Source organism: Acidocella aquatica (assembly GCF_030160635.1).
Taxonomy (GTDB): domain Bacteria; phylum Pseudomonadota; class Alphaproteobacteria; order Acetobacterales; family Acetobacteraceae; genus Acidocella; species Acidocella aquatica.
Map to the genome: position 1 here is coordinate 105,569 of NZ_BSOS01000007.1, position 26,653 is coordinate 132,221.

The following is a 26,653-nucleotide window of genomic DNA, read 5'->3' on the forward strand; positions in this document are numbered from 1 at the left end:
AGACTACTGGCCGGCGCCCTGGTCGCCACTCTGGTCCGGCGGGTTAACCGCCATGCCGGGGGTCACCACGCTGGGGGGCACAGGCACGGAAGGCAGCAGCTTGTTGAGCTGCTTCACCACATCGCCGGTGATGTCGAACGCATCGACATTCAGCGCGACCTGCTCACGGTGCAGCACCAGATTCATGCCGCGCGCCTCCGCCTCCTGGCGGATGATGGCGATCAGCTCGGATTCGATGATCCCCAGCGCCGCCTGGCCGGAGTTCTGGATCGCCTGGTTGCGCTCCTGGAACGAGGTCTGCGTCGCGGCGACTTCATCGCGCAGCGCCTGTTCCTTGGCTTCAAGCTGGGTGTCGGTCAGTGTCGAACGATCGGCCTCGATCTGCGCCTGCTCGGCCTGGATTTTCGCCCGCGCGGTCTGCGCCTCCTTGGCCAGCGCGTCCTGGCGCTGGCGGATCACCGCCTGCACGCCTTGCGCCGCGGTGGATTTCTGCATCACCTCAGGCACGCTGAGCACGCCGATGACGGCAACCGGCGGCGGCGCGCCCTTGGGCAGGGCCGGAAGCTGGGGAATGGCTGGAACCTGCGCCTGAGCCTGCGGCGCGGGTGCCGGGGCGGGCGCGGGCGCATGCGCTGGTGCGGAGGCAGGCGCCTGGCTCGGCGGGATGAAATAACCCGGCGACGACTGCGCAAGCGCGGCCGGTGCCACGGCGAGAGACGCGAAGGCAACAAGAACCGGAGAGAATCGGGTGAAAAATGCCACTTAGAACCTCGTACCAAAAGAAACGCGGAATTGCTGTGTCTGGTCGCCCTTCTGCTTCACAACAGGATCGGCGAGCGAAAGATTGATCAGGCCGAACGGCGTGTTCCAGGAGAGCCCAACACCCGCGCCCACACGCGGCGCCGTGGTGTTGTTGAGCGGTTGGGGGCCGTAGCTCCCGCCCGATATCTGCCGGGCGCCAGAGAGCGAGCCGACATCGACGAAGGCAAACCCGCTCAGCCCCAGGTCAGGCGAGACCGGCAAGGGGAACTTTACTTCCGTCGACTGCGTCCACATCACCCGGCCGCCCACCGACTGCCCACCGTAATTGACCCCCGCCGCGCTATCGGCCGCCGTTTGCACGGTCGTCGGCCCGACGCCGCCATCGGCAAAGCCGCGCAGCGAATCGCCACCCAGGAAGAAGCGGTCCGTGATGCGGTCATGATAGCCAAACAGCGGGATAAGATCGCCGCCGGTGGCCGAGAGCTTGAGCACCCAGTCGTTGGAGCCGAAGATGCGCTCCAGCGGAATGTAGAAGGTGATATCCGGGCTGATACGGACAAATTTGGCGGTGCCGCCGGCGCCTGCGAAATCCGTGGTCAGGTCCGCCAGCAGGCCGCTGGTCGGGTTCAGATCGTCATCGACATAGTCAAACGTCATCGTCTGGCTGATCTGGCTCAGGCTGGAGACGCCCTGCTCACTCGTAATATAAATACTGGAACCAGCCGGAACGTTGTAAACATTACGCTCGCTGATCGTGTAGCTGAACGACTGGCGCACATGATCGTTGAAGCGGTAGCCAAGCCGCGCATCAGCGCCGATGTCGCTCTCGGAATAGCTGTAGCTGGTCGACTGCGCGGTGTAGGAATAGGTCGACGAGCGGAACAGATCGAACCCGGCGATCAGGTTGCGGTCCAGGAAATAGGGGTTGGTCACGCCCAGGTTAACCTGCGTGCCGCGCTGTGCGAGCATGGCGTTGATCGAGGTGTTAACACCCGTCCCCAGGAAGTTGTTCTGGCTCAGGCCGGTATTGAGCAACGCCCCAAGGCTGCTGGAATAACCGCCGCCCAGCGAGAACTGCCCGGTCGCCTGTTCGGTGACCGCGGTGTTGAGGATCACCTGCTGCGGCGTCGAGCCTGGCGAGGAGGTGATCTTCTCATCCTTGAAGAAGCCAAGATCCTTCAGATGCTTGGTGGATTGGTCAATCTTCGCCTGGTTGTAGCCATCGCCCTCGGCCACGGTCAGCTCGCGGCGGATCACCTTATCCTCGGTACGGGTATTACCGGTGATATCGATACGCTGAATATAAACGCGCGGGCCGTTGATGACGTTGAGCGTGATGGCGACGGTCTTGTTCACCGGGTCGCTCTGCACCTGCGGGTTCACCTGGGCAAAGGCGTAGCCAAGGTTGAGCGCGCGGGTGTTGAGCGCGGTCACGCCTTCCACCAGCGCATCACCATCGAACCAGTCCCCGGCTGAGAGCGGCACCAGCCCGCTCAGATCCTTGCCGGTAAGGGTACGGATGCCCGAGACGATCTTGAGGCTGCTCACGCGGTAGCGCGGGCCTTCATGAATATCATACGTCAGATAGAAGGACTTACGGTCGGGGCTCAGCTCCGCATTGGCACTGATCACGCTAAAATCAACGTAGCCCTTGTGCAGATAGAACTTGCGCAGAAGATATTCGTCATACTCAATCCGGTCCGGGTTATACTGGTCCGAGCTGGAGAGAAAGCGGAACCACGCCGACTGGCGGGTTGAAACCACCTCACGCAATGCACCCTGGCTGAAATGCTCGTTGCCGATGAAGGCGATGCGGCTGATCTTCGTCTGCACGCCATCGCTGCACTGAAACACAACATTGACGCGATTATCGGGCAACTGAATGTAATTGGGCGTCACCGTCGCGTTGAAATAGCCTTTTTTTGCATAGGCATCGAGCAAAGCCTGGCGATCGGCCTCGGCGGCCTCAGGGGTAAACACCGAACGGGATTTCAGCGACACCGCCGCCTGCGCGTCCTTATCGGCGATCGCCTTGTTGCCACTGAACAGCACCTGATCGACGGTCGGGTTTTCCACCACCGCGACATCGAGATTGTTGCCCGCGCGCGTGATCGAAACCGTTTTGAACAGGCCGGTCGCATAAAGTGTCTTCAGCGATTCGTTGATCCGCTGCGGGTCGAACGGATCGCCCGGCTGAACCACCATGTAGGAGGTGATCGTATCGGTCTGGATCCGGCGGTTGCCGCTGACATTAATCGCCGCGATGCTTCCGCCAGGAGCCACCTGGGCGGAGACCGTTTGAGCAAGGGCGCCACCATGCGGGCCGCAGACCAGCAAAACCGGCAGAAGACAGACGGAGGCCAAAAGGACCGAGCGCGGCTTAAGCAACAGATAATCTCCCAAACCATACAGGCCTCCGGCGCGCCGGAGTGTTTTCGCTGTGGCGCGTTTGGCACGGGCCGGGCTTATCGGCAAGGCCAACCGCTTAAAGTACCGGCCGCGAAGCCGGCTATCCAAACAGATGCATTACCCAGTTGACCGCGCCCATCCGGCTCAGATCGTTGAAAGTCGTCAGGAAAAACAACGAGATGATGAGTGCGGCGCCAAAGCGCAGCCCGATGTCCATGGCGCGCGCGGGCAGCGGCCGGCCGTAGATGGCTTCCGCCAGATAAAACAATAGATGCCCGCCGTCCAAAATAGGAATGGGCACCAGATTGATCAGGCCAAGATTGATCGAGAGAAACGCGATGAAGCTGATGACGCTGATGATCCCCAGCGCGGCAACCTGGCCCGTCACCTCGGCAATCCCCAGCGGCCCGGCCAGCTGCCCCAGCCCCTGGCGATGCACCGCCAGATTATAAAGCCCGGCCAGCATGCCGGAGCCGTCATGCCACGTCTCCACCGCCGCCGCCGCCACCGCCTCGGGGGGGGAGAAATGCTGGATGCTGGAGACACTGCCCGCCACACCCAGATGCCCTATTTTCGTGCCGTCCAGCGTGACATCGCCCAGCGTCACCTGCTGGTCGATCACCTTCCCCTGCCGCAGCAGGGTAAAATCCATCGAAACATCGGGATGCTGGCTGACAATATCCTGCAACCGGTTGAAGGTTTTTACCTGCTCGCCATCAACCGCCAAAACCCGGTCTCCGGCGCGCAAACCAGCCGCCGCCGCGGGAGACGCAGGCTCCACGGTGCTGAACACCGGCTGCACCACGACTCGCCCGACCGTCATGAACAATCCCGAAAACAGCACGAACGCGAGCAGCAGATTGGCCAGCGGACCGGCCGCGACGATAAACGCCTTGGAGCCCAGCGACGCCCCGGCAAACGAACCAGGGACCGGCGGCGCCGGATCGTTCGGCTCGCCCCAGCCCTGCATTTTTACATAGCCGCCCAAGGGCAGCACCGAAACCTTCCACACAGTGCCCGATTTCGCCCGCCAGGAGACCAGCGCCGGGCCAAAGCCGACGGAGAACACCTCCACCACCACGCCGCGCGCGCGCGCCGCCAGATAATGGCCAAGCTCGTGAAAAAACACGAGCACGCCAAGTACAAAAGCATAGGTCAGAATTGTGCGTGCGGTATCGAACATCAGGCGGCCCTTGCTGTCGCCAGCCCGTTGGCGGCGGTGCGCGCGGCCGCATCCAGCGCCAGCACGGCCTCAAGATCAGGCACCGGCGGCGCGCCCAGCTGTTGCAACACCTGCTCCACGATCCCCGCAATGTCGAGAAAGCCGATCTTGCGCTCCAGGAAGGCCGCGACCGCGATCTCATTGGCCGCATTCAACACCGTCGGCGCCCCGGCTCCGGCCTCCAGCGCCGCGCGGGCGAGGCGCAGCGCCGGGAAGCGGATTTCATCGGGGGCGGAGAACTCCAGCTTCATCACAGCGGCCAGATCAAGCCGCGGCGCGGCCGTGGCAATCCGCTGCGGCCAGGCCAGGGTATGGGCGATGGGGATGCGCATGTCAGGCGAGCCAAGCTGCGCCAGCACTGAGCCATCGGCGTAGCAGACCATGCCGTGGATCACCGATTGCGGATGCACCAAAACCTCGATCTTCTCCGAGGTCAACCCAAATAATCTTGCAGCCTCAATAACTTCCAAACCCTTATTCATCATCGTGGCGCTATCGATGGAAATCTTCGCGCCCATCGACCACACCGGATGGCGCAGCGCCGCTTCGGGGGTAATGCCGCGCATGTCCTCAAACCCATGATTCCTGAACGGCCCGCCCGAGGCGGTGAGGATTATCTTGTCGATGGATTTGGCATTGCCGTCGGCCATTGCTTGCATAATGGCGTTATGTTCGGAATCCACCGGCAACAGCGTCGCCTTCGCCTCGGCCACGGCGCGCAAAAACACATCGCCGGCTGAAACCAGCGCCTCCTTGTTGGCGAACGCGATGGTCCCGCCATGTTTCACCGCCGCCAGCGTCGGCTCCAGGCCGATCACCCCGGTAATCGCCGACATCGTCCAGTCCACCGGCATCGCCGCGGCTTCGAGCACAGCCGCGCGCCCGGCCGCGCAGGCCAGCCCGGTGCCGGCCAAAGCCAAGCGCAACGCACCCAGCAGCGATTCTTCCGCGATCACAGTGAGTTCCGGCCGAAACTGCTTCGCCTGCGCCGCCAGCAGCGCCACATTGCGCCCGCCCACCAGCGCGCGGAGCTGATAACCGTTTTGGTTTTCAGCTATAATATCAAGGGTTTGTGTGCCGACGCTCCCCGTGGAGCCGAGCACCGATAAAATCTTTACCCCCATAACGGCAAGCCTCCATGGACGCTGAGCGCCAATATCGCCGCCACCGGAGCGGCCGCCAGAAAACCATCCAACCGGTCGAACAATCCACCATGACCGGGGATGGTTCGTCCAGAATCCTTAACCCCCAGTTTGCGCTTTATCCAGCTTTCCAGCAAATCCCCCGCCTGCGCAAACAGGCTCAAGGCGAAGCCAGCCGGCAGAGCGGCCAAATCCACCCCATGCCCCTCGGCGGCCAGCATGGCCGCGGCCAGTCCGCCGATCAACAATCCGCCGATCGAGCCGCTCCAGGTTTTGCCCGGTGAGATTTTTGGCGCGAGTTTTTTGCCCCCGGCCAGCCGCCCGACCAGATACGCGCCGATATCGGTGCTCCAGATCACCACGACCAGAAACATCGTATCGTAGAGCCCATGCGCGGGCTGCAGGCGCAGCCACAGCAGCGAAAGCGCGCCAACACCGGCATAAGGGATCCCCGCGGCGGCAAACCAGCCGCAGCTCAACCCCGCAATCCCCGTGGCCAGCGCCAACGCCGCGAACCCAAAAATCACCCCGAAATGCCCCAGCGCCAGCGCGGCCAGCAGCCCGGCCACGATCAGCCACGTCCCGGCATTATTCAGCCCCAGCGAGGCCAGCTTCGCCCACTCAAATCCCATGCCCGCAACGGCCGCCGCTATAAAGAGCGACCACGCCAACCCGCCATGCCACAAACAGAGCAGCGCGATGGGCCCCAGCACCATGGCCGAGGCCAGGCGCACGCCAAAATCAGCCCAGCGGCCGCTCGTCTGCGGTGCCTGCATCTCAGGCCGGACGGGCGCCAAAGCGCCGCTCCCGCGTGGCGAATTCGTCCAGCGCGGCGGCAAATTCGGCAGCGCCAAAGTCGGGCCACAGCACATCGGTGAACAGCAGTTCGGAATAGGCCGTCTGCCACAGCAGGAAATTGGAAATCCGCAGCTCCCCGCTGGTACGGATCAGCAAATCCGGGTCAGGAATGCCATCGGTCGCCAGCAGTGCCGCAAAATTCTGCTCGGTCAGCGCCTCTGGCGCCATGCCCGCGGCAATTGCCTTGCGCGCCGCCGCCACAATATCCGCCCGCCCGCCGTAGGAGAGCGCCATCACCAGCGTCAGCCGGGTGTTATTCGCCGTTTTCGCCTCGGCGGCGGCCAGTTCTCCGGTCAAATTCGGGCCAAAGCGCTCCCGCTCGCCGATAATCTTCAGGCACACGCCCTGCTCATGCATCTCATTCAGTTCGCTGCGCAGATAATGCTTCAGCAAAAAGGTCAGGTCCGCGACCTCTCCCGGCGGGCGCTGCCAGTTCTCCGAGGAAAAGGCGAACAGCGTGAGATAGCGCACCCCCTGCGCGATCGCCGCTTCCACGATGCGGCGCACAGCCTTCGCACCCTCCCGGTGGCCCGCGACGCGCGGAAGAGCGCGCGCGGTAGCCCAGCGCCCGTTGCCATCCATGATGATCGCCACATGCTGCGGGACCGGGCGTGGTAAAAGATCCGGCATCAGACTTGGCGGATGTCCTTCTCTTTTTCGGCCAGGCTGGCGTCGAGGCGCTTGATGTACTCATCCGTCAGCTTCTGAATCTGCTCCAGCCAGTCGCGCTCATCGTCCTCGCTGATCTCGTGTTTCTTCTGCAGCGCCTTGGTCTGCTCCATGCCATCGCGGCGCACGCCGCGCACGGCGATGCGCGCGTTCTCGGCGTATTTGGCGGCGGTCTTGGCCAGTTCGTTGCGGCGCTCCTCGGTCAGCATCGGCAGCGGCACGCGCACCATCTGGCCGTCGGGCTGCGGGTTGAGCCCCAGCCCGCAATCGCGGATGGCGGCAACCACTGAATTGACCATGGAGCGGTCCCACACCTGCACGGTGAGCATGCGCGATTCCGGCACGGCGACGGTGGCAACCTGGTTGATCGGCATCATCTGCCCATATGCCTCGACCTTGATCGGGTCGAACAGCGCCGGGCTGGCGCGCCCGGTGCGCAACCCGCCAAACTCGCGGCGGAGGGCTTCCAGCGCGCCATCCATGCGGCGGGTGAGATCAGCTTTAAGCGCGGAGATATCGGCGGGCATGTGTCAGTCCTTACTGGTTCGGTTCCACGATCCGGGTGAACAGCCCCTCGCCGCGCATCACGGCGGCGAAGGCTCCTGGCGCATGGATGTTAAAAACAATGATCGGCAGCTTGTTCTCGCGCGAGAGGCTGATGGCCGAGGCATCCATCACGTTCAAATCGCGTGACAGCACGTCCAGATATGTCAGCGTCTCGAAACGCTCGGCATTTTTCACCTTGCGCGGATCGGCGGAATAGACGCCGTCCACCTGCGTGCCCTTGAGCAGCGCGTCGCATTTCATCTCGGCCGCGCGCAGCGCCGCCGCCGTGTCGGTGGTGAAAAACGGGTTGCCGGTTCCGGCGGCGAAAATAACCACCCTGCCCTTCTCCATATGCCGCTCGGCACGGCGGCGGATATAGGGTTCGCAGACCGAGGCCATGGGAATCGCCGACTGCACCCGAGTCGGCACATCGCGCTTCTCCAGCGCTGACTGCATGGCCAGCGCGTTCATCACGGTCGCCAGCATGCCCATGTAATCCGCCTGCGCCCGGTCCATGCCGCTGGCCGCCCCCGCCACGCCGCGGAAGATGTTGCCCCCGCCGATCACCAGCGAAACCTCCACCCCCATGGCCACCACATCGCCCACATCAGCGGCGATGGCGTTCACCGTGTCGGTGTCCAGCCCGTATTCCCGCTTGCCCATCAGGGCCTCGCCGGAGACTTTGAGCAGCACGCGCTTATATTGAGGGATCGAGGTCATGAAACATCCATACAGGTGAGCGGCTTCTAAAGAAAAGGGGCGGTCCAGGCTAATTGCCCGAACCGCCCCTGATTAGTCCAGCCGGGAGTAGACTTAAACCCCGGCCGCCGCCGCGACTTCCGCCGCGAAATCGGTGACTTCCTTCTCGATGCCCTCGCCAAGGTGGAAGCGCACGAAACGGGTGATCTTCGCCCCGGCCTTCTCGACGACAGCCTTCACCTTGCTCTCGCCATCATGCACCCAGACCTGCTCCAGCAGCACCACATCCTCGTAGAATTTCTTCACGCGGCCTTCGACCATCTTCTCGATGATGGCTTCGGGCTTGCCTGACGCGCGCGCCTGGTCGGAGAGCACGTTCTTCTCGCGTTCCAGCGTCGCCGGGTCCACCTCGGCAATGCTCAGCGCCTCGGGGCGAGTCGCGGCCACATGCATGCCGATCTGGCGGCCCAGAGTCTCAATCGCCTCATCCGCCTTGCCCGACAGCCCGACGATCACGCCGATCTTGCCCAGGCCCGGCTTCAGCGCGCCATGAATATAGGCCGCCGCAACGCCACCCGGCACTTCGATGACGGCAACGCGCCGCACGGTCATGTTCTCGCCGATGGTGGCGACCAGATGCACGATCTCCTCGGCAACGCTGCGCCCGGTGCCGGGATAAGCGGCGGCCTTCAGGGCCTCCACATCCTCACCGGTCTCCAGCGCCAGCTTCGCCACGGTCTCGACGAATGCCTGGAAGGCCTCGTTGCGCGCCACGAAATCGGTCTCGGCGTTGATCTCGACCATCGCCACCTTGCCGGGGGCCATGGCAACACCAACCAGGCCCTCAGATGCCACGCGGCCGGATTTTTTGGCGGCGGCGGAAAGCCCCTTCTTGCGCAGCCAGTCGATCGCGCCCTGAATGTCGCCATCGCTCTCCACCAGCGCCTTCTTGCAATCCATCATGCCGGCGCCGGTTGTCTCGCGCAGGTCTTTCACCAGCGCCGCGGTAATTTCAGCCATGTTTTTGCTCCTTAGATCAATATGCGATTAGCTTGAACCAGAAGGTTCGCGCTAATCGTATGAAATTGATCGCTAAAATATAAATTTAACATTCATCTAAAAGATGAATGTTAGGCTTGAACGGAAGACTCAATGGGTTCCGGCAGCGCTTCCAGGATCGGCTCGGCGGCGGCGCCAAGATCAACCCCCGAAGACCCCAGCTCGGCGCTGATGCCATCCAGCACCGCGCCGGAGATCAGGTCGCAATACAAAGTAATGGCGCGGATCGCGTCATCATTGCCCGGAACCGGGAAGGTAACGCCCGTCGGGTCAGAGTTGGAATCAAGGATCGCGATGACCGGAATGCCGAGCTTGTTGGCTTCCTCAACCGCGAGCTTCTCCTTGTTGGTGTCGATGATGAACAGGATGTCCGGCAGGCCGCCCATGTCCTTGATGCCGCCCAGCGCGCGTTCCAGCTTCTCGCGGTCGCGCGTCAGGTTCAGAATTTCCTTCTTGGTCAGGCCCTGGACTTCGCCAGCCAGCATCTCGTCCATCTGGCGCAGGCGCTTGATGGAGCCGGTGATGGTCTTCCAGTTGGTCAGCATGCCGCCGAGCCAGCGATGGTTCACATAATACTGGCCGCAACGCTGCGCGGATTCAGCCACATAATCAGCCGCGGCGCGCTTGGTGCCGACGAAGAGCACGCGGCCACCGGCGGCGGTCACGTCGCGCACCTGCTTCAGGGCGCGCTCAAGCAACGGCACGGTCTGCTGCAGGTCGATGATGTGCACCTGGTTGCGCACGCCAAACAGGTAGGGCGCCATGCGCGGGTTCCAACGGCGGGTATGATGCCCGAAATGGACGCCCGATTCGAGCAGATGACGCAGGGAAACTTCAGGTAATGCCATGGCAAAACTTCTCCAAAAATCCGGTTAAAACCTCCGCAGGGCTGAGCCTCTCAGCACCGGACCTAAGGGAAAACCCCAGGATAAGCGCCCTGCGTGTGAATTATCGGCACCATGCCGACGCGCGGCGTATCGCAAATCACCCGCCAAATTGCAAGCCACGCGCGCAAAAAAGGGCTGAACCGCGCGGTCCAGCCCCTTCTTTTGGCTTAAGCCTGGGCGCGCGGGCTTAAAACAGATAGCCCACGCCAGCGCCGACAACAGTGGGGTCGAGCTCGGTATGCGCGCCGATCAGCCCGTTATCCACATGCGTGCCGGTGACGATGAAAATCTGCTTCACGTCGACATTGGCGAACCAGTTGCCGGCAATCGGCACGTCAAACCCGGCATCCAGCGCCGGGCCAATGCCCGTCGACAACCCGCCGAACTTGGTGATGCCCGCCGCCGCATGCTGGTTATAAAAGAACGCCACGGTCAGGCCGACACCCGCATACGGGCGGATGCCATCAATCTCCGGCAGGTGATATTGCAGCGTCACGGTCGGCGGCAGAACCCAGGCGCTGCCGACCTTGGCGTCCAGCGGGCCGGTCACCTTCACATTATGCCGGCTGGTCGCCGCGATCACCTGCACCGACCACTCCGGCGTGAAGAAATACGAGCCATCGAGCTCGGGCGAGATGCCGGAGGAAACGCTCACATGCTCATTGGGCACAACAGTGTTGCCCACCCTGACAGCACTGTTCAAATCCTCGGGGATCACCCCGATTAAACTGACATGCACCATTATGTCGCCAGCCTGATAGCCGGTCGGCTGGCTGAAATAGCCCTGCGCCGCGGCAGGCGTGACCATGGCCGCAGCCAAAAGGCCCGCAAGGCCCAGGCGGAATGAAGTTGTCATAGCATAGTCTCCCAGTTTTATTGACGATAAGCCTGGGTACGACGCCTCACTTTTCTGAAATTTGATATTAATCAAATGAGTCAGGCGTCCATCGCATATCCGTCCTGCGCAACGCGCACAAAAAAGGGGGCGATTGCGCGCCCCCTTTTAAAAAATTCTTAAAAAATAACCAGTTACGCCAGCAGCGGCCCCCAGGCCGGGTCTGATGCATAAGAAGGCGTCGGCACCAACCTCTCGTTGAAACCATCGATGCCGATGGTCACCAGGCGCGAGTCATGCCCGTCAGCGGTCGGGGTCGAACGGGAGAACATGACGACGCGGCCGTTCGGGCAGAAGGTGGAAGCCTCCACCAGGAAGCCCTGGGAGAGAATGCGCTCGCCCGAACCATCCGGCGCCATCACGCCGATGGTGAACCCGCCGACATCGCTGCCCCAGAACGTATAGCTGATAAGGTCGCCACGCGGCGACCACGCGGGCTCGGCATACCGGCCCGCGCCAAAGCTGATCCGCTTAACGCCCGAGCCATCGGCATTCATCACGAAAAGCTGCTGATTACCATCGCGGTCGGAGTTGAAGACAATCTGCGAACCATCCGGCGAGTAACAGGGGGTGACGTTGATCGAGGAGGAATCGGTCAACTCAACCATGCCGCCCCCGCTCAGGTCCACCTTCACAATCGCGGCCCCGCCATTGCGCGAGACCGACATCAGCAGCGAATTGCCGTCCGGCGAGAAACGCGGGCCGATGGTCAGGTCGCCATAGGAGCCGATCATCCGCTGCGAGCCTGTCTGCAGGTCGAACAGATAGACGCGCGGGGTGTTGCTCTGGAAGCTCACGAAGGCAAGCTGCTGGCGCGTCGGGTTATATTGCGGCGAAAGCGCCATAGAGGAGCCGTCAGTCAGGAACTGGTTGTTGGCGCCGTCGTAATCCATCACCGCCAGGCGGCGTATCCGGCTGGTCACCGGCCCGGCCTCGGAGATATAGGCCACCCGCGAGTCAAAATAGCCCTTCTCGCCGATCATCTGCTGATACACCACATCGCCGATGATATGCGCGATCCGGCGCCAGTTATCGACGGTGGTGGTATAAGCGGTGCCCTGCACCTGGCTCTGCTGCGCCACGTTCCAGAGCCGGAACTCCACGCGCAACTGCCCGCCGCCCTGGTCCGCCACATCGCCGGTCACCAGCGCCTGGGCCCCCAGAATATTCCAGTTCTGCCACACCGGCGTGCCGTTGGCGACCGAATTGGGCACGAAGCTGGCTGGGTCGATGGCGCGAAAGAGGCCCGAATGGCCCAGATCGTCACTCAGCACGCTGGTGATCTGCCCGCCATACTGGGAAGCATTTCCCGATGGATCGGTGAAAGGCGCAATCGCGATGGGAATGGGCGCACTCTGCGCGCCGGACACCGTGATGGCCGGCCCGTTGTTGGCGTTGGCGCCGGCCGGGGCCGGGGCCGTATCAGTGCCGCCGCCCAGAACGCTCTGCGCGAAGGCGCCCGGCGCGATCGCCGAGGCCGCGCCTGCACCAAGAACACCACGGCGGGAGAGTAGCGGAATTTTAAAACGCGTCATGGAGACCCCTTACGGCGTAAAATTGAACAGGAATGTCTGATTTTTGCCCAGCATATAGGAGGGCAGCGGCAGCGTCGCGCATTGCACGTTCATCACCGCGTTAATGGCATCGTTGGCAAAAGCGGCAAAAATAGGGTCGCCGAGCTTGTTCTGGTCCTGCGGCGCCACCACGGCCATGCGCACCGTGCCGGTGGGGTCGGTCGTCACCATCAGATTAACGCTGAAGGTCGCAAGCCCCGGCGCCCCGGCGTCAACATTCCAGCAGGGCCGCACGTGGCTGCCGATCGCGGAGCGGTCCGCCCCGGTCAGCCCCGAGTTGGCCGTGCTCTGCGTGCTGCCCCCGCCATTGGGCGCGCCGCCCTGGTCAGGATTATACTGCGCCGTCGGCGCCTTCGTCTGCGGCTGCAACGCCTGCAATTTCAACAGCGTGTTGAGCACGCTCTTGCTTAAAGGCGCCGGATTCTTGGTGATGTTCTGCTGGTGCGTCGGACTCTGCGACGGCGCCGGCGGCTGCGGCACCGGCGGCAGCGGCAGCTTGGGCTGCACGACTGTGCTCGTCGTCGGCTTGGGCGGCTGCGGCGGCGGCGGCGGCATCGGGGTTGCGTTGGGGCTCAGCGTTGGCGGCGGCGGTGGCGGCGCGGGCGCGGGCGGCTTGGCCGCCGGTTTCTGGTTGGGCGAGGGTGGCGGTGGCGGCGGCGGCGGCGGCGGCGCCTCGATCGGCTGCGGCTTGGGCTGCTTCACGGCCAGCGCCGATTTGTCCACCACCGGCGTGTTCGCCGGTGCCGCGACCTTGCCGGCCTGCATCGCCTCCTGCGGCGCGGAAGGGCCGATCAGGTCAACGCTCACGCTATCATCGGCCGATGAATTAAGTTTCATCGGCGGCAGCGAAAGGATCGCCGCCAGCACAATGGCCAGATGAATGCCAAATGAGATCAGCGCGCTGCGGCGCATATCCCGTTCCAAAATACTATCCCCTCTCCGCTCGGGTTACTGGCCCGCCCCAGGTGGCTGGGCAAGCAGCGCCACTTTGGTGAAACCGCCCTGGGTGATGGTCGCCATCACCTGCAACATGTCGCCATAGCTCACATCCTTGTCGCCGCGCACGAACACCCGCTCATCAGGGTTATTCTGCGAAATCTGCTGCAAGGTCGCCACCAGCCCGGTCAGCTGCACCTGTGAATTCTGCAGAAAAATCTGCCCCTGCGCATTCACCGTGATGGTGATCGGCTTGGAATCATTGCTCGCCGCCTTGGCGCTGGCCTGGGGCAGGTTCACGTTAACCGACGAGGTGATCATCGGCGCCGTGATCATGAACACGATCAGCAGCACCAGCATCACGTCCACCAGCGGGGTGACGTTGATCTCCGCCATCGCCTTGTAGCGCCTGCGGCCATTGCCGCCGCCGATCATGCCCCCGGCCATTTATTTACGCTCCTCGGCCTGGCGCGAGAGAATGGCGGAAAACTCCGAGCCAAACCCCTCCAGCCGCGCGGCGAAGCGCGAAAGATCGTTGCTGATCTTGTTATAAGCCAGCACCGAGGGAATCGCCGCGACAAGGCCCATGGCGGTGGCGAACAGCGCCTCGGCAATGCCCGGCGCCACCACCGCAAGGTCGGTATTATGCATGGCGGCAATGGCCGAGAACGAGTGCATGATGCCCCAGACCGTGCCGAACAGGCCCACGAACGGCGCGGTCGCGCCCACCGAGGCGAGGAAGATCATCCAGCGCTCCAGCCGGTCCATCTCGCGCATGATGGTCACGTTCATCGCCCGGTCGATCCGCTCCTTCACCGCGGTGTTCACCACATCCAGCCCGGCGATGCGCACGCTGCGCTTCCACTCGCTCATCGCAGCGCCGAACACGGCGGCGATCGGGTGAGCCGGGTCGGCGCCCTCACTGGTGTACAGATCATCCAGGCTGCCGCCGGACCAGAACGAATCCTCAAACGCATTCGCCTCGCGGTTGACCCGGCGCATGGTGATGGTTTTCTCGATGATGATCGCCCAGACCCAGACGCTGGCCAGCAGCAAAATCAGCATCACCAGCTGCACGACGATATCGGCCTGCGTGAACAACCCCCATAGCGACAGATTCGATGCAGGCGCGGCCAATGCCGCCGTGTTCACCGTTTGATCCAAAATACTATCCCCTTATGCCCTTAATTTTCTCGCCCAATCCGCCGGTATCCGCGCGGCTCTGCCGTCGGACACGCGAATGCAACCCAGGCCCAGCTCCAGCACGGCCAGCGAGTCGCTGTCTCGCCAGAAATGTTGAAGTAGTGTTACCGATGCGCCGCTGACCTCGTGAAACACGGTTTCGACCCTGATCACATCCTCCAGCCTCGCCGGGCGCTGATAATGCAAATTGACGCGCCGCACCACAAACATAACGCCATGCTCGGCCACCATTTGCGCATGCGGGGTGCCACGCTCGCGCAGAGCCTCGGTCCGCGCCCGCTCGGCGAAGGCCAGATAATTGGCGTGATACACAATGCCGCCCGCATCCGTGTCCTGGTAATACACGCGCAGCTCGTAGGAATGCTTCAAATCTCGTCACCACCCAATAAGTCAGGCTGATCGGGGCGATTCTGTGGCGGCTTCAGGCCCAGGTGCCGCCACCCGGCCTCGCCCAGCATCCGCCCCCGGCTGGTGCGCAGCAAAAACCCCTCCTGGATGAGATAAGGCTCCACCACATCCTCCAGCGTGTCGCGCGCCTCCGCCAGCGCGGCGGCCAGCGTCTCCACCCCCACCGGCCCGCCGCTGTGATGCTCCGCCAGGCGCCGCAAATAGCGGATATCCATGGCATCCAGCCCCACATGGTCCACATCCAGCCGGCTCAACGCCGCATCGGCCACCTCGCGGTCGATAATTTTCGCCCCCGCGACCAGCGCGAAATCGCGTATCCGCCGCGTCAGCCGCCCTGCCACACGCGGCGTCCCGCGCGCGCGCCGGGCAATCTCGCCCGCCCCCTCGCGCGTCAAATTCATCTCCAGCTTGTCCGCCAGCCGGGCGATGATTCGCGTCAGCTCCTCGGCGGTGTAGAAGATCAGCCGCAGCGGAATACCAAAACGGTCCCGCAAGGGGGTCGCCAGCAGGCCCGAGCGCGTGGTGGCGCCGACCAGGGTGAAGGGCGGCAAATCAATGCGCACCGTGCGCGCCCCCGGCCCCTCGCCGATGATCAGATCGAGCTGGAAATCCTCCATCGCCGGATAGAGTATCTCCTCGATCGCCGGTTGCAGCCGGTGAATCTCATCGATGAACAACACGTCGCGCGGTTGCAGATTGGTCAAAATCGCAGCCAGATCGCCAGCCTTCTGGATGACCGGGCCGGAGGTCGCGCGGAAGCCCACCCCCAGCTCGCGCGAGACGATCTGGGCCAGCGTTGTTTTGCCCAATCCGGGCGGGCCGTGCAGCAATACATGATCAAGCGCCTCACCGCGGGATTTCGCGGCGGCGATAAATACCTTTAAATTCTCGCGGCTGGCTTTCTGCCCGGTGAAATCTTCGAGAGATTGCGGCCGCAGCGCGGTCTCGCCCGCATCATCGGCCAGACGCTCGCCCGAGGTGATCCGCTCGTCATCGCTCATTTCGCCAGCGCCTTCAGCCCGGCGCGGATCAACACATCCAACGCCGCCCCCTCGCCATGTTCATCAGCCGCCCGCGCCAGCGCCGCCTCCGCCTCCGCGCGCCGGTAGCCCAGGTTGGTGAGCGCCGAGAGCGCGTCCGCCACATTGCCTCTCATGACTGTTAGGTTTGCCGCGAGAACCACGCCGCCGCCGCCCGGCATCCCCCCCGCCTTCTCACGCAATTCCGTGCAAATGCGTATCGCCAGCTTCGGCCCCACGCCCGGCGTGCGTGTCAGCGCCGCCTTATCGCCAGTGGCGATCGCCGCGATCAACTGGTCCGGCGAGAGCGCCGAGAGCAGCGCCAGCGCCACCTTCGCCCCCACGCCCTGCACCGTGGTCAGCAGCCGGAACCATTCGCGCTCAGCCGAAGTGCCAAACCCATACAACGCGATCGCATCCTCGCGCACCTGTGTCTCTATCAAGAGCGTCGCCACCCCCGCGGCCGGCAGCGCCCCCAGCGTCCGCGACGAGCAAAACACCAGATACCCCACGCCCCCCACATCCATGATGCAGCGCCCGTCCTCAATCCCCTCCACAATGCCGCGCAGCCGGGCGATCATGCCGGCACACTCCACGCCGCCTGGCTGGCCCGCCGGTGCGCATGGCAGATCGCCACCGCCAGCGCATCCGCCGCATCAGCGCGCTTGCTCACCGCACCGGGCAACAGGCGGCGCACCATCAGCCCCACCTGCACCTTATCGGCATTGCCCGTGCCCACCACCGAGAGCTTCACCGTCTTCGCGCCATACTCAAACACCGGAATCCCCACCCTTGCAGGTGCGAGCAGCGCCACCCCGCGCGCATACCCCAGCTTCAGCGTGGCGGTGGCGTTCCGGTTCACATAAGTCTCTTCCACCGCCGCCTCATCGGGCTGATAAACCGCCAAAATCCGCGCCAGCTCGTCATCCAGAGCTTTCAGCCGCAGCGGCACATCCGCGATATCCGCCGTGGAGATCACCCCATCGGCGACATGGCGCAACCTGTTCCCCTCGGACTCCAAAATCCCCCAGCCCGTAAACCTCAGGCCCGGATCGATGCCGAGGATACGGGTCAAGCTGAGAGTTTCGCCAGAACCTCGTCGGGCACCTCAAAATTGGCGTAAACATTCTGGACGTCGTCGTCATCTTCCAGAACATCAAGCAATTTCAGCACCGAGGCGGCTTTGTCCTCGTCCAGCGTCACGGTCATATTCGGCTGCCACTCCACCCCCGCCTCCGCCGGATCACCGAATTTCGCCACCAGCGCGTCGCGCACGGCAAAGAAATTCTCGATCGTGGTCTGCACCTCGTGGCCATCCTCATTGCTCACCACCTCGTCGGCCCCCGCCTCGATGGCGGCTTCCAGCATGGCATCGGCCGAGGCGGTGGCCGCCGGATAGCGAATTGCCGCCAGGCGGTTGAACATGAAGGAAACGGAGTTGGTCTCGCCCAGCGCCCCGCCGGACTTGTTGAACGCGGCGCGGATGACGGATGCCGTGCGGTTGCGGTTATCCGTCAACGCCTCCACGATAACCGCCACCCCCGCCGGGCCATACCCCTCGTAGCGCACCGCTTCATAATGCTCCTGCGCCCCGGCGCCCGTCGCCTTCTTAATGGCGCGGTCGATGGCGTCGCGCGTCATGTTCTGCTTCAGCGCCGCGCCGATGCCCGCGCGCAATCGCGGGTTAAAGGCCGGGTCAGGCAACCCCTCCTTCGCCGCCACGGTGATCTCACGAATGAGTTTCGCATAAATGCGCGCGCGCTTGGCGTCCTGCGCACCCTTGCGGTGCATGATGTTCTTAGCGTGTGAATGTCCAGCCATTTACACCGTTTAGCAGCCTCCGCGCCGCGCCGGAAGAAGGGGGGCCCCGTCGCCTTGACAGGCACCGCCGCCCCGTCCTATCCCCTGCCCCACCGGGCGCGTAGCTCAGCGGTAGAGCATTCGCTTCACACGCGAAGGGTCACAGGTTCAATCCCTGTCGCGCCCACCATTTTCCAGCCCAGGAAAGCAGCAGCTTTTTGAAAAAAGCTGCACCAAAAATTTTTGATTTTCTGGGCTTGGGCGTTGGCGGCTTTTTAGCCCCATACCTAATCTCCGCCACGGTCTTTGATTTTTGTCAGCAGACGGTCAGGCCGCGAATAGCAGATTACCGGAAGCTAACGTGATGTTTTGGAAGTGGACCTCTCGGAAAGGTCATCCAGCTTTAAAAATGGTTCAAATTTTTCAGCTAAGACCGGTAAAACCTTGGAAAGCGTTCCGAAATTTTGAATTTTTTTTACCTCAAGCCGACGAAAATCATCTGTTGGAATATCTTTTTTCCCTCTATGCCTCCCCTCTTCCATATACATTACAAATACATTTGTTTGGAGTTCTTTTAGATATTGCTCCATTTCAGAGTTTAATACGAACGAACTCTGGAGTGACGCTACAAATACTTGATCCAAAGCTCTTTTAATCTCATCCGAATTTTCCTTCCCAAGATATGAACTGATCATATTTTCAAAGGCCATATAAATTGCAAAACGACGGTCATAAAGATCATGTCGCAGTTTCTCTTTTGAGACCCGCGTCTGATCTTTCGCATTACGGATGCCAAAAAACGTTAAAGCCAACGCAAATAGCGGCAAGCCGAGCGCCTGGACATACATAACCCAAAGAGGAAGGGACTGTTGCGACGATTGTAACATTACGGCCTCTTGGCTGAATTCCTAATCAGATCGCCTCAAAGATGCACCGCCCATAAAATTAACGCGAATCCCAACAATATTCCAACGCCCGCAGCTATCAAAAAAACGGCGCCCCACCCAGAGCGCCGTTCTTTGTAATCGGGGTCAGGGGCCAGCCGGCCCCTGTGGGGTTCCAAGGGGCAGCGCCCCTTGGTGGGGTTCTTAGGGGCGAAGCCCCTAAGCGGCAGCCGCCATACCGCGCAGCACGTACTGCAGGATGCCGCCATGCTTGTAATATTCCACCTCGTCGGCGGTATCCACGCGGCAGAGCAGTTCCACTTCCTGTTTGGAACCATCGGCGCGGGTGATCACCATGGTGATATCCATACGCGGCGAGAGCTTGTCCAGGCCGACGATATCGATGGTCTCATCGCCCTTCAGCCCGAGCGATTTGCGGGTCACGCCATCCTTGAACAGCAGCGGCAGCAGCCCCATGCCAACGAGGTTGGAGCGGTGGATACGCTCGAAGCTCTCGGCGACAACCGCCTTCACGCCCAGCAGCATCGTGCCCTTGGCCGCCCAGTCACGCGACGAGCCGGTGCCGTATTCCTGCCCGGCGAACACCACCAGCGGCACGCCCTCGGCCTTGTACTTCACCGCGGCGTCGTAGATCGACATATCCTGCCCGCCGGGGAAATGCTTGGTGTTGCCGCCCTCGGCGCCGCCCATCATCTCGTTCTTGATGCGGATGTTGGCGAACGTGCCGCGCACCATCACGTCATCATTGCCGCGCCGCGCGCCGTAGGAGTTGAAGTCTTTCTGCTGCACCTGATGCTGGCTCAGATACTCGCCAGCGGGGCTGGATTTCTTGATGTTGCCGGCCGGGGAGATATGGTCGGTGGTGATCGAGTCACCCAGCAGAGCCAGCACGCGGGCACCCTTGATGTCGGAAACCGGCTTCGGCTCCATGGTGATGCCCTCGAAATAGGGCGGGTTCTTCACATAGGTGGAGCCGGACGGCCAGGCGTAGGTGTCGGTCCCGCCGGTCACCTCAATCGCCTGCCACTGCTTCGGCCCCTTGAACACATCGCCGTAGCGCTCCAGGAACATCTCACGCGTCAGCACGGAATGCACGGTATCCGCGACTTCCTGGGTCGAGGGCCAGATATCCTTCAGATACACCGGCTTGCCGTCCTTGGAAGTGCCGATCACGGCGGTGGTGATATCCTCGCGGATATTGCCGAGCAGCGAATAGGCGACCACCAGCGGCGGGCTGGCGAGGTAGTTGGCGCGCACGTTGGCATGCACGCGGCCCTCGAAATTGCGGTTGCCCGAGAGCACCGAGGCCGCGACCAGCTTGTTGGACTCGATGGCGTCCACAATCGCATCGTCCAGCGGGCCGGAGTTGCCGATGCAGGTGGTGCAGCCATAACCCACGGTCTGGAAGCCCATGGCATCCAGATCAGTGCTGAGACCAGCCTTGTTCAGATATTCGGTGACAACCTGCGAACCAGGCGCCAGCGAGGTCTTCACCCAGGGCTTGGGCGTCAAGCCCAGCGCGTGCGCCTTGCGCGCCACCAGCCCGGCGGCCACCAGCACATAAGGGTTGGAGGTGTTGGTGCAGGAGGTGATCGCGGCGATCACCACATCGCCATGGGTAATCTCATAGCCCTTGCCGGCAACGGCGGCCTTGGTGCCCACGGCATCAGCGGCAACGCCCAGGCCCTTGGTCAGCTCCTTGGCGAATTCCGCCGCCGCATCCTTGAGCAACACCCGGTCCTGCGGGCGCTTTGGCCCGGCGAGCGAGGGCTGCACGGTGGAGAGGTCGAGTTCCAGCGTATCGGTGAACACCGGGTCTTCCTCGGTGCGCCACAGGCCCTGCGCCTTGCAATAGGCTTCCACCAGCTTGATCCGGTGTTCATCGCGCCCCGAGAGGTGCAGATAGCCCAGGGTGATATCATCCACGGGGAAGAAGCCGCAGGTCGCGCCGTATTCCGGCGCCATGTTGGCGATGGTCGCGCGGTCGGCCAGGGCGAGGTCAGCCAGCCCGGCGCCGTAGAACTCCACGAACTTGCCGACCACCTTCTTGGCGCGCAGCATCTGCGTCACGGTCAGCACCAGGTCGGTCGCGGTCACGCCCTCGGAGAGCTTGCCGGTCAGCTTGAAGCCGATGACATCGGGGATCAACATGGCAATCGGCTGGCCGAGCATCGCCGCCTCTGCCTCGATGCCGCCAACGCCCCAGCCCAGCACGCCCAGGCCGTTCACCATGGTGGTGTGGCTGTCGGTGCCATACAGCGTGTCAGGGTAAACATAAGTGGAACCGCCGTTCTCCGAGGTCCAGGCGACCTGCGCGAGATACTCCAGATTCACCTGATGGCAGATGCCGGTATCGGGCGGCACGACGCGGAAATTGTCAAACGCCTCCTGGCCCCAGCGGAGGAAGCGGTAGCGCTCGCCGTTGCGGTCGAACTCCATGGCGATGTTCTTCTCCAGCGCATCGGCCGAACCGGCGTAATCCACCATCACGGAGTGGTCGATCACCAGATCCACCGGCACCAGCGGGTTCACCTTCTCCGGCTTGCCGCCCAGGCGCAGAATGCCGTCGCGCATCGCGGCGAGGTCAACCACGCCGGGAACGCCGGTGAAATCCTGCATCAGGATGCGCGCGGGCTTGAAGGGCACTTCCTTGGCAGAGGAGGCTTTTTCCAGCCAGCCGATGACCGCCTTGGCGTCATTCACCGTGTAGCTGCCGCCGTTCTCGAAGCGCAGCACGTTTTCCAGCAGCACTTTCAAGGTTTTGGGCAGCTTGGAGATATCCCCCAGGGCAGCGGCGGCCGCGGCCAGCGAGAAATACTTATAGTCCTTGCCCTCGACGGTCAGGGTTTTCAGGGTTTTCAGGCTGTCGTGGCCGATGGCTGTCATGATAAATTGACCCTTTCTGATATACGGCTTGCGAATTGTGACGGCTTAAACCATAGCCGTGCCACTGCGTCCATTCATGGGTTAAGGATTTTTGCACCTGCTCACTGCATCCAATTTATCGGTATTCCGGGGGGAGCGGCTGGTCCTGAGCAATGTCAGCTTTTCGCTGCCCGCCGGGGGAATCCTGGTGTTGCGCGGCGAAAACGGCGCCGGCAAGTCCACCCTGCTGCGCACCCTGGCGGGGTTAACCCCCCTGGCCGCCGGTGCGCTGAAATGGGACAATGAAGACGCGCTGAATGATCTGCCCAGCCATGCAAAGCGCATCGCCTGGCTCGGCCATCTGGACGCGGTGAAACCCGCCCTCACCGCGGCCGAGCATGTTCCGGCCGCCGCTTTAGCCGCCGTCGGGCTTTCGGCCTATGCCGAGCTTCCCGCCCGCCTCCTCTCCGCCGGGCAAAAACGCCGCCTCGCGATCGCCCGCGTCGCCGCCTCGGCCAAACCGCTCTGGCTGCTCGATGAACCCACCACCGGGCTGGACGCCGCCTCGGTGCTCCGCTTCCTCGCCTTGTGCGAAACCCACCGCCAGGGGGGCGGCATGATCATCGCCAGCACGCACACCCCGCTGGAGCTCTCAGGCGTAGAGGTCCTCACGCTATGATCGCCCTTATCCTGCGTGAACTGAAGCTCTCGCTGCGCCACGGCGCCGACACCACCGCCTCGCTGCTGTTTTTTATCATAGCGGGAACATTATTCCCCTTCGCGCTCGGCCCCGGCCCCACCACGCTCGCCGCCATCGCCGCCGGCGTGGTCTGGGTCTGCGCCCTTCTCGCAGCCTTGCTGCCGCTGGACCGTCTCTTCGGCGCCGATTACGAGGACGGCACGCTAGACCTCCTCCTCCTCTCCGGCCTGCCCGCCTATGGCGTCGCCTTCGCCAAAACCGCCGTCCACTGGCTCACAACGGGCCTGCCATTGCTCATCATCGCCGGGCCGCTCGCCATCATGCTCCGCCTGCCGGCCGAGCACGTGCCATTGCTGTTATTAACCCTGCTGCCAGGCACCATGCTGCTCTCGCTGCTCGGCACCCTGGCCGCCGCCATCACCCTCGGCGCGCGCCGCGCCGCCGTGCTGATGCCGCTCATCACCCTGCCGCTGATGATCCCCACACTGATCTTCGGCGCTGCCGCCGTGACCTCGGCGCATCCCTCCGCGGCATTATACATGCTCGCCGCGATGTTCTGCGCCGCCTTGCCGCTAGCCCCGCTAGGTGCCGGCGCCGCCCTGAAAGCCGCCGCCGAATAGCCTAAACGTGGAAACTCTCGCCGCAGCCGCAACGGCCTTTTTCGTTCGGGTTCTCAAACGTAAACCCGGCGGTCAGCTTGTCCACCTTATAGTCCATCGTCGTACCGATCAAAAACAGCGTCGCCTTGCGGTCCACCAGCACGGTGAGCCCATGGCTCACCACCACCTCATCCTGCGCCGTCGGCGCCGCCACCCACTCCATCTCGTAAGACATCCCCGAGCAGCCCTTGGTGGAAACCGCGATGCGCAGCAGCTTGCCCGCCTCGCCGCCCTCATACAGCGTCTTCAACCGCGCCGCCGCGGCCTCGGTCAGCTGCATCAGCTGCGGCAAGGCCCGGCGGGCTTTTGGCTCGATTGTCGTCGTGCTCATGCTCGCCTCCTTAAAACATATTCAGCGAAAGACGCGCGTCCTCGCTCATCCGGCTCGGGTCCCACGGCGGATCCCACACCGTATCCACCACGATATTCCCCACGCCCTCCACCGCGGCGATGGCGCTATGCACCGCCTCCGGCAGTTCCTGCGCCGCCGGGCAGCCGGGCGCGGTCAGCGTCATCTCCACGCGCACATCGCCGTTTTCCGCCAGCTCCACCGCGTAGATAAGCCCAAGCTCATAAATATTCACCGGAATTTCCGGATCGAACACCGTGGAGATCGCCGCGATCACCGCTTCTTCGGAGACCACCGCCTTCGTCTCGCCATCGGGCGTCCAGCTCGTCACCGGGACCATTTTTACCTCATCCATGAACCTGCCCCTCCTTGAGAGCTTCAGCCAGCGCCACCCACGGCAACGTCGCGCAGCGTATCCGCGAACGATACTGCGCCACGCCCGCCAGCGCGTTCAAATCTCCCAGCGCGGGATTTTCCCTGCCGCTGGTTACAACTTCCTCAAATGCTCCGCGCAAGGCCGTCATCTGCGACGGGGTTTTCTCCGCCACCGCCTGCGCCATCAAATCCGCGCTCGCGGTCATGATCGCGCAGCCATGCGCCTCATGGCGCACCACGCCACCACGCTGCCAGAACACCTGCACCCGATCCCCGCACATCGCATTCTCGCCTTGGCCCTGCGCGTCAAACGCCTCCGGCCTTCCGGCAAAGTGCGGCGCCTTGCTCCGCTCCATGATCAACGCCTGATAAAGCTCTTGGGATTCGCTCATCATTTGAACATCTGCCTGATCCGCAGCAGCCCCGCGCCCAGCGCGTCGATCTCCTCGCGCGTGGTGTACAACGCGAACGATGCCCGCGCCGTCGCCGTCACACCCATCCGCCCCATCAGCGGCTCAGCACAATGGTGCCCTGCCCGCACGGCAATCCCCTGCCGGTCCAGCAAGGTCGCGATATCATGCGCATGCGCATCGGGCATGGTGAAGGAGAGCACCCCGCCGCGGTCCTGCGCCGCACCCAAAACCCGCAAATCTTCAATCCCCGCCAGCACTTTCAGCCCATGCTCGGTCAGCGCGCGCTCATGCGCCGCGATCGCCTCGAAGCCGAGCGCCTGCACATAATCAATCGCCGCCCCCAGCCCGATCGTCTCAACAATCGCGGGCGTCCCCGCCTCGAAACGGTGCGGCGGCTGCGCCCATTTGGTGCGCTGATAAGAGACGGATTCAATCATCTCCCCGCCCGCCATGAACGGCGGCATCGCATCCAGAAGCTCCCGCTTGGCATACAACACGCCAATGCCCGTCGGGCCGTAGAGCTTGTGTCCGGAAAACACATAGAAATCCACATCAAGCGCCTGCACGTCAACCGCGCGGTGCACAATCGCCTGGCATCCATCGAGCAGAACCTTCGCCCCGCGCGCATGCGCGAACGCCACCAGCCGCTCCGCCGGCGTATAGCTGCCCAACACGTTGGACATATGCGTGATCGCCAGCAATTTCACCTTGCCATCAGCAAACTGCGCCTCGAGTGATTCCCAATCGATCTCGCCGGAATCAGTAATCTTCGCAATCCGCAGCTCCACGCCATGAGCATCGCGCAGCATCTGCCACGGCACCAGATTCGCATGATGCTCCATCTCGGAGACCACAACGGCATCCCCCGGCCGCAACGCCGTGCGGCCATGGGTGTATGCCACCAGATTGATCGATTCCGTCGCATTGCGCGTGAAAACAATTTCCTCGCGCGCCTGTGCATTCAAAAACGCCGCCACCTTGTCGCGCGCCGCCTCATATGCATCCGATGTCCGCTCCGACATCCAATGCAGCCCGCGATGCACATTGGCATATTGCGCCTCCATCACATGCACCATGGCATCGATCACCGCGCGCGGCTTCTGCGCCGAGGCCGCTGAATCCAGAAACACCAGCTTCCTGCCGTGAACCTGCTGCGCCAAAATTGGAAAATCCTTGCGGATTTCGTCAAGATTAAACTCACGCACGCTCATTTTCTGGCCCACCACGTCTCAATCGCCGCCTCAAAGAGCGCATGCGCCCCCTCATGCGTCACCGGTTCCAGCGCCTCGGTCAAAAATGCGCGGATCAGCATGGAACGCGCCGTATCCTCGGGAATTCCCCGGCTACGCAGATAAAACACCTGCTCCTCATCCAGCGCGCCGATGGTCGCGCCATGGCTGCATTTCACGTCATCAGCATAAATCTGCAACTCGGGCTTTATATCCATCTCCGCCGTTGGCGAGAGCAGCAACGCCTGGCTCATCTGGTAACCGTCAGTCTTCTGCGCGACACGCTCAACCTCGATCCGCCCCTGAAAAACCCCGCGCGCGGAATCACAGAGTACGGATTTCACCGTCTGGCGCGAGCTGCAATCCGGCGCCTTGTGGCGCACCACGGAGGTAAAATCCCCATGCTGCGAACCACCCAGCAATTGCGCCGCGTTCAGATGCGTGTGCGCCTTCGCGCCGGTTAGTTCCACATGAAATTCCGCGCGTGAAAGCTTTGCCCCCATCACCGCGGTAAAACTCTCATAAGCCGCATCCGCCGCGACAGTGGCGCGGATCGTCGCCAGATGAAACGCCTCCTGGCTTTCATCCTGCAAGCGATAATGCGCAAGGCTCGCACCTTGCGCCAGCACAATATCCGTTACCGGGTTATGCCAGTAAACACCGTCGCCTTTTACAACTTCAAGCAGCGTCAGCGCCGCACCCGCCCCCAGTGAAACCCGGTGGCGCGGATGCAACGCTCCGCCATTGGCATAAGAGACCAGCAGCACAACCCCGGCATCTACACCGTCAGGAATCTCCAGCGTCACCCCATCATGCGCGTGCTCGGCGTTGATACGCGCCAGCGGCAGATCAGACACTTCATCCACGGCGGCAAAATTGCGCGCGAACGGCAGCGCGGAGGACGCTGCCTCATCAAAACGCCCATTCACAAAAACCAGGCGCGGCACGCCGATATCGGGCAGACCATCTGGAAGGGACGCCGCCGGCGCCTCAGCGAAACTCATCGCATTCAGCGCGCGCAAATCTGTGTAGCGCCAGGATTCCAGCCGTTGGGTGGGAAGTGCTGTCAT

The 26,653-nt window shown here is 62.8% G+C and carries 29 protein-coding genes and 1 tRNA gene; 3 read left to right on the forward strand and 27 right to left on the reverse strand.

Annotation, left to right across the window (positions count from 1 at the left end):
• Positions 1–3: 3 nt before the first annotated feature.
• The 20 genes from QQJ84_RS02620 to QQJ84_RS02715 form a co-directional block, all read right to left on the reverse strand.
• The gene (locus tag QQJ84_RS02620) at positions 4–762 is read right to left on the reverse strand and encodes an OmpH family outer membrane protein (protein ID WP_284256401.1); all 759 of its coding nucleotides are present in this window, start codon (positions 760–762) and stop codon (positions 4–6) included.
• A complete protein-coding gene (gene bamA / locus QQJ84_RS02625; RefSeq protein WP_284256402.1) occupies positions 763–3,150 on the reverse strand; it encodes an outer membrane protein assembly factor BamA in 2,388 nt (795 codons plus the stop codon).
• Between the two features lie 121 nt (positions 3,151–3,271).
• On the reverse strand, positions 3,272–4,354 hold the full coding sequence (rseP, locus tag QQJ84_RS02630; RefSeq protein WP_284256403.1) for an RIP metalloprotease RseP: 1,083 nt from the start codon (positions 4,352–4,354) through the stop codon (positions 3,272–3,274).
• Positions 4,354–5,517 (reverse strand): 1-deoxy-D-xylulose-5-phosphate reductoisomerase, encoded by a 1,164-nt coding sequence (dxr, locus tag QQJ84_RS02635; RefSeq protein WP_284256404.1) that lies wholly within the window; start codon positions 5,515–5,517, stop codon positions 4,354–4,356. The genes rseP and dxr overlap by 1 nt, the downstream gene beginning before the upstream one ends.
• Positions 5,508–6,332, reverse strand: a complete 825-nt coding sequence (locus QQJ84_RS02640) for a phosphatidate cytidylyltransferase (protein ID WP_284256405.1) — start codon at positions 6,330–6,332, stop codon at positions 5,508–5,510. Before QQJ84_RS02640 ends, dxr begins: the two co-directional genes overlap by 10 nt.
• The gene (gene uppS / locus QQJ84_RS02645; RefSeq protein WP_284256406.1) at positions 6,313–7,023 is read right to left on the reverse strand and encodes a polyprenyl diphosphate synthase; all 711 of its coding nucleotides are present in this window, start codon (positions 7,021–7,023) and stop codon (positions 6,313–6,315) included. Before uppS ends, QQJ84_RS02640 begins: the two co-directional genes overlap by 20 nt.
• Complete coding sequence (gene frr, locus QQJ84_RS02650) at positions 7,023–7,589, reverse strand: ribosome recycling factor (RefSeq protein ID WP_284256407.1); 567 nt, start codon at positions 7,587–7,589, stop codon at positions 7,023–7,025. The genes uppS and frr overlap by 1 nt, the downstream gene beginning before the upstream one ends.
• A 10-nt stretch (positions 7,590–7,599) precedes the next feature.
• Positions 7,600–8,328 carry a UMP kinase gene (pyrH, locus tag QQJ84_RS02655; protein WP_284256408.1) on the reverse strand — a complete coding sequence of 243 codons (729 nt, stop codon included), beginning with the start codon at positions 8,326–8,328 and terminating at the stop codon, positions 7,600–7,602.
• Between the two features lie 93 nt (positions 8,329–8,421).
• Positions 8,422–9,327, reverse strand: a complete 906-nt coding sequence (gene tsf, locus QQJ84_RS02660; RefSeq protein WP_284256409.1) for a translation elongation factor Ts — start codon at positions 9,325–9,327, stop codon at positions 8,422–8,424.
• A gap of 110 nt (positions 9,328–9,437) precedes the next feature.
• Positions 9,438–10,214: a 30S ribosomal protein S2 gene (gene rpsB / locus QQJ84_RS02665; RefSeq protein WP_284256410.1), complete on the reverse strand. Its 777-nt coding sequence runs from the start codon at positions 10,212–10,214 to the stop codon at positions 9,438–9,440.
• A 226-nt stretch (positions 10,215–10,440) separates the two neighbouring features.
• On the reverse strand, positions 10,441–11,109 hold the full coding sequence (locus QQJ84_RS02670; protein ID WP_284256412.1) for an OmpW/AlkL family protein: 669 nt from the start codon (positions 11,107–11,109) through the stop codon (positions 10,441–10,443).
• Between the two features lie 173 nt (positions 11,110–11,282).
• Entirely contained in the window at positions 11,283–12,683 is a 1,401-nt protein-coding gene (tolB, locus tag QQJ84_RS02675; protein WP_284256413.1) for a Tol-Pal system beta propeller repeat protein TolB, read from the reverse strand.
• A gap of 9 nt (positions 12,684–12,692) precedes the next feature.
• Complete coding sequence (locus QQJ84_RS02680) at positions 12,693–13,646, reverse strand: hypothetical protein (protein ID WP_284256414.1); 954 nt, start codon at positions 13,644–13,646, stop codon at positions 12,693–12,695.
• A gap of 24 nt (positions 13,647–13,670) precedes the next feature.
• Positions 13,671–14,105: a protein TolR gene (gene tolR / locus QQJ84_RS02685; protein ID WP_284256415.1), complete on the reverse strand. Its 435-nt coding sequence runs from the start codon at positions 14,103–14,105 to the stop codon at positions 13,671–13,673.
• Entirely contained in the window at positions 14,106–14,822 is a 717-nt protein-coding gene (tolQ, locus tag QQJ84_RS02690) for a protein TolQ (protein ID WP_284256416.1), read from the reverse strand.
• Positions 14,823–14,834: 12 nt separating this feature from the next.
• Positions 14,835–15,230: a tol-pal system-associated acyl-CoA thioesterase gene (gene ybgC, locus QQJ84_RS02695; protein ID WP_284256418.1), complete on the reverse strand. Its 396-nt coding sequence runs from the start codon at positions 15,228–15,230 to the stop codon at positions 14,835–14,837.
• The gene (ruvB, locus tag QQJ84_RS02700; RefSeq protein ID WP_284256419.1) at positions 15,227–16,270 is read right to left on the reverse strand and encodes a Holliday junction branch migration DNA helicase RuvB; all 1,044 of its coding nucleotides are present in this window, start codon (positions 16,268–16,270) and stop codon (positions 15,227–15,229) included. The genes ybgC and ruvB overlap by 4 nt, the downstream gene beginning before the upstream one ends.
• A complete protein-coding gene (gene ruvA / locus QQJ84_RS02705; protein ID WP_284256420.1) occupies positions 16,267–16,869 on the reverse strand; it encodes a Holliday junction branch migration protein RuvA in 603 nt (200 codons plus the stop codon). Before ruvA ends, ruvB begins: the two co-directional genes overlap by 4 nt.
• Positions 16,866–17,363, reverse strand: coding sequence for a crossover junction endodeoxyribonuclease RuvC (gene ruvC, locus QQJ84_RS02710; RefSeq protein WP_284256422.1), 498 nt, complete (start codon positions 17,361–17,363; stop codon positions 16,866–16,868). Before ruvC ends, ruvA begins: the two co-directional genes overlap by 4 nt.
• Positions 17,360–18,109 carry a YebC/PmpR family DNA-binding transcriptional regulator gene (locus QQJ84_RS02715; RefSeq protein ID WP_284256424.1) on the reverse strand — a complete coding sequence of 250 codons (750 nt, stop codon included), beginning with the start codon at positions 18,107–18,109 and terminating at the stop codon, positions 17,360–17,362. The genes ruvC and QQJ84_RS02715 overlap by 4 nt, the downstream gene beginning before the upstream one ends.
• 94 nt (positions 18,110–18,203) lie before the next feature.
• Between QQJ84_RS02715 and QQJ84_RS02720 the strand changes: the two genes are divergently transcribed.
• Positions 18,204–18,278: transfer RNA gene (locus QQJ84_RS02720), tRNA-Val, on the forward strand.
• A 166-nt stretch (positions 18,279–18,444) separates the two neighbouring features.
• Here the strand turns inward: QQJ84_RS02720 and QQJ84_RS02725 are convergent.
• Together QQJ84_RS02725 and acnA are read right to left on the reverse strand one after the other, a co-directional pair.
• On the reverse strand, positions 18,445–18,975 hold the full coding sequence (locus QQJ84_RS02725) for a hypothetical protein (RefSeq protein WP_284256426.1): 531 nt from the start codon (positions 18,973–18,975) through the stop codon (positions 18,445–18,447).
• A gap of 216 nt (positions 18,976–19,191) precedes the next feature.
• Positions 19,192–21,879, reverse strand: coding sequence for an aconitate hydratase AcnA (acnA, locus tag QQJ84_RS02730; RefSeq protein WP_284256428.1), 2,688 nt, complete (start codon positions 21,877–21,879; stop codon positions 19,192–19,194).
• A gap of 91 nt (positions 21,880–21,970) precedes the next feature.
• Here acnA and ccmA point away from each other — a divergent pair, with 91 nt between their 5' ends.
• Both ccmA and ccmB read left to right on the forward strand, forming a co-directional pair.
• Complete coding sequence (ccmA, locus tag QQJ84_RS02735) at positions 21,971–22,537, forward strand: heme ABC exporter ATP-binding protein CcmA (RefSeq protein WP_284256429.1); 567 nt, start codon at positions 21,971–21,973, stop codon at positions 22,535–22,537.
• Entirely contained in the window at positions 22,534–23,178 is a 645-nt protein-coding gene (gene ccmB / locus QQJ84_RS02740) for a heme exporter protein CcmB (protein WP_284256430.1), read from the forward strand. Before ccmA ends, ccmB begins: the two co-directional genes overlap by 4 nt.
• Position 23,179: 1 nt before the next feature.
• On the opposite strand, the gene QQJ84_RS02745 is transcribed toward ccmB, so the two are convergent.
• Genes QQJ84_RS02745 through sufD form a run of 5 tightly spaced genes read right to left on the reverse strand, consistent with a single transcriptional unit; the run spans position 23,180 to position 26,653 of the window.
• On the reverse strand, positions 23,180–23,548 hold the full coding sequence (locus QQJ84_RS02745; protein ID WP_284256431.1) for a HesB/IscA family protein: 369 nt from the start codon (positions 23,546–23,548) through the stop codon (positions 23,180–23,182).
• Between the two features lie 10 nt (positions 23,549–23,558).
• Positions 23,559–23,921: an SUF system Fe-S cluster assembly protein gene (locus QQJ84_RS02750; protein WP_408861689.1), complete on the reverse strand. Its 363-nt coding sequence runs from the start codon at positions 23,919–23,921 to the stop codon at positions 23,559–23,561.
• The gene (sufU, locus tag QQJ84_RS02755) at positions 23,914–24,336 is read right to left on the reverse strand and encodes a Fe-S cluster assembly sulfur transfer protein SufU (RefSeq protein WP_284256432.1); all 423 of its coding nucleotides are present in this window, start codon (positions 24,334–24,336) and stop codon (positions 23,914–23,916) included. The genes QQJ84_RS02750 and sufU overlap by 8 nt, the downstream gene beginning before the upstream one ends.
• Positions 24,333–25,565, reverse strand: a complete 1,233-nt coding sequence (locus tag QQJ84_RS02760) for a cysteine desulfurase (RefSeq protein WP_284256433.1) — start codon at positions 25,563–25,565, stop codon at positions 24,333–24,335. The genes sufU and QQJ84_RS02760 overlap by 4 nt, the downstream gene beginning before the upstream one ends.
• Positions 25,562–26,653, reverse strand: a complete 1,092-nt coding sequence (gene sufD, locus QQJ84_RS02765; RefSeq protein ID WP_284256434.1) for a Fe-S cluster assembly protein SufD — start codon at positions 26,651–26,653, stop codon at positions 25,562–25,564. The genes QQJ84_RS02760 and sufD overlap by 4 nt, the downstream gene beginning before the upstream one ends.

What these genes read in the sequence shown, in the direction of transcription:
- rseP (WP_284256403.1), bottom strand. Translation starts at nt 4,354, where the DNA reads ATGTTCGATACCGCACGCACAATTCTGACCTATGCTTTTGTACTTGGC.
- dxr (WP_284256404.1), bottom strand. Translation starts at nt 5,517, where the DNA reads ATGGGGGTAAAGATTTTATCGGTGCTCGGCTCCACGGGGAGCGTCGGC.
- uppS (WP_284256406.1), bottom strand. Translation starts at nt 7,023, where the DNA reads ATGCCGGATCTTTTACCACGCCCGGTCCCGCAGCATGTGGCGATCATC.
- frr (WP_284256407.1), bottom strand. Translation starts at nt 7,589, where the DNA reads ATGCCCGCCGATATCTCCGCGCTTAAAGCTGATCTCACCCGCCGCATG.
- pyrH (WP_284256408.1), bottom strand. Translation starts at nt 8,328, where the DNA reads ATGACCTCGATCCCTCAATATAAGCGCGTGCTGCTCAAAGTCTCCGGC.
- tsf (WP_284256409.1), bottom strand. Translation starts at nt 9,327, where the DNA reads ATGGCTGAAATTACCGCGGCGCTGGTGAAAGACCTGCGCGAGACAACC.
- rpsB (WP_284256410.1), bottom strand. Translation starts at nt 10,214, where the DNA reads ATGGCATTACCTGAAGTTTCCCTGCGTCATCTGCTCGAATCGGGCGTC.
- QQJ84_RS02670 (WP_284256412.1), bottom strand. Translation starts at nt 11,109, where the DNA reads ATGACAACTTCATTCCGCCTGGGCCTTGCGGGCCTTTTGGCTGCGGCC.
- tolB (WP_284256413.1), bottom strand. Translation starts at nt 12,683, where the DNA reads ATGACGCGTTTTAAAATTCCGCTACTCTCCCGCCGTGGTGTTCTTGGT.
- tolR (WP_284256415.1), bottom strand. Translation starts at nt 14,105, where the DNA reads ATGGCCGGGGGCATGATCGGCGGCGGCAATGGCCGCAGGCGCTACAAG.
- ruvB (WP_284256419.1), bottom strand. Translation starts at nt 16,270, where the DNA reads ATGAGCGATGACGAGCGGATCACCTCGGGCGAGCGTCTGGCCGATGAT.
- ruvA (WP_284256420.1), bottom strand. Translation starts at nt 16,869, where the DNA reads ATGATCGCCCGGCTGCGCGGCATTGTGGAGGGGATTGAGGACGGGCGC.
- QQJ84_RS02715 (WP_284256424.1), bottom strand. Translation starts at nt 18,109, where the DNA reads ATGGCTGGACATTCACACGCTAAGAACATCATGCACCGCAAGGGTGCG.
- QQJ84_RS02725 (WP_284256426.1), bottom strand. Translation starts at nt 18,975, where the DNA reads ATGTTACAATCGTCGCAACAGTCCCTTCCTCTTTGGGTTATGTATGTC.
- acnA (WP_284256428.1), bottom strand. Translation starts at nt 21,879, where the DNA reads ATGACAGCCATCGGCCACGACAGCCTGAAAACCCTGAAAACCCTGACC.
- ccmB (WP_284256430.1), top strand. Translation starts at nt 22,534, where the DNA reads ATGATCGCCCTTATCCTGCGTGAACTGAAGCTCTCGCTGCGCCACGGC.
- QQJ84_RS02745 (WP_284256431.1), bottom strand. Translation starts at nt 23,548, where the DNA reads ATGAGCACGACGACAATCGAGCCAAAAGCCCGCCGGGCCTTGCCGCAG.
- QQJ84_RS02750 (WP_408861689.1), bottom strand. Translation starts at nt 23,921, where the DNA reads ATGGATGAGGTAAAAATGGTCCCGGTGACGAGCTGGACGCCCGATGGC.
- sufU (WP_284256432.1), bottom strand. Translation starts at nt 24,336, where the DNA reads ATGATGAGCGAATCCCAAGAGCTTTATCAGGCGTTGATCATGGAGCGG.
- QQJ84_RS02760 (WP_284256433.1), bottom strand. Translation starts at nt 25,565, where the DNA reads ATGAGCGTGCGTGAGTTTAATCTTGACGAAATCCGCAAGGATTTTCCA.
- sufD (WP_284256434.1), bottom strand. Translation starts at nt 26,653, where the DNA reads ATGACAGCACTTCCCACCCAACGGCTGGAATCCTGGCGCTACACAGAT.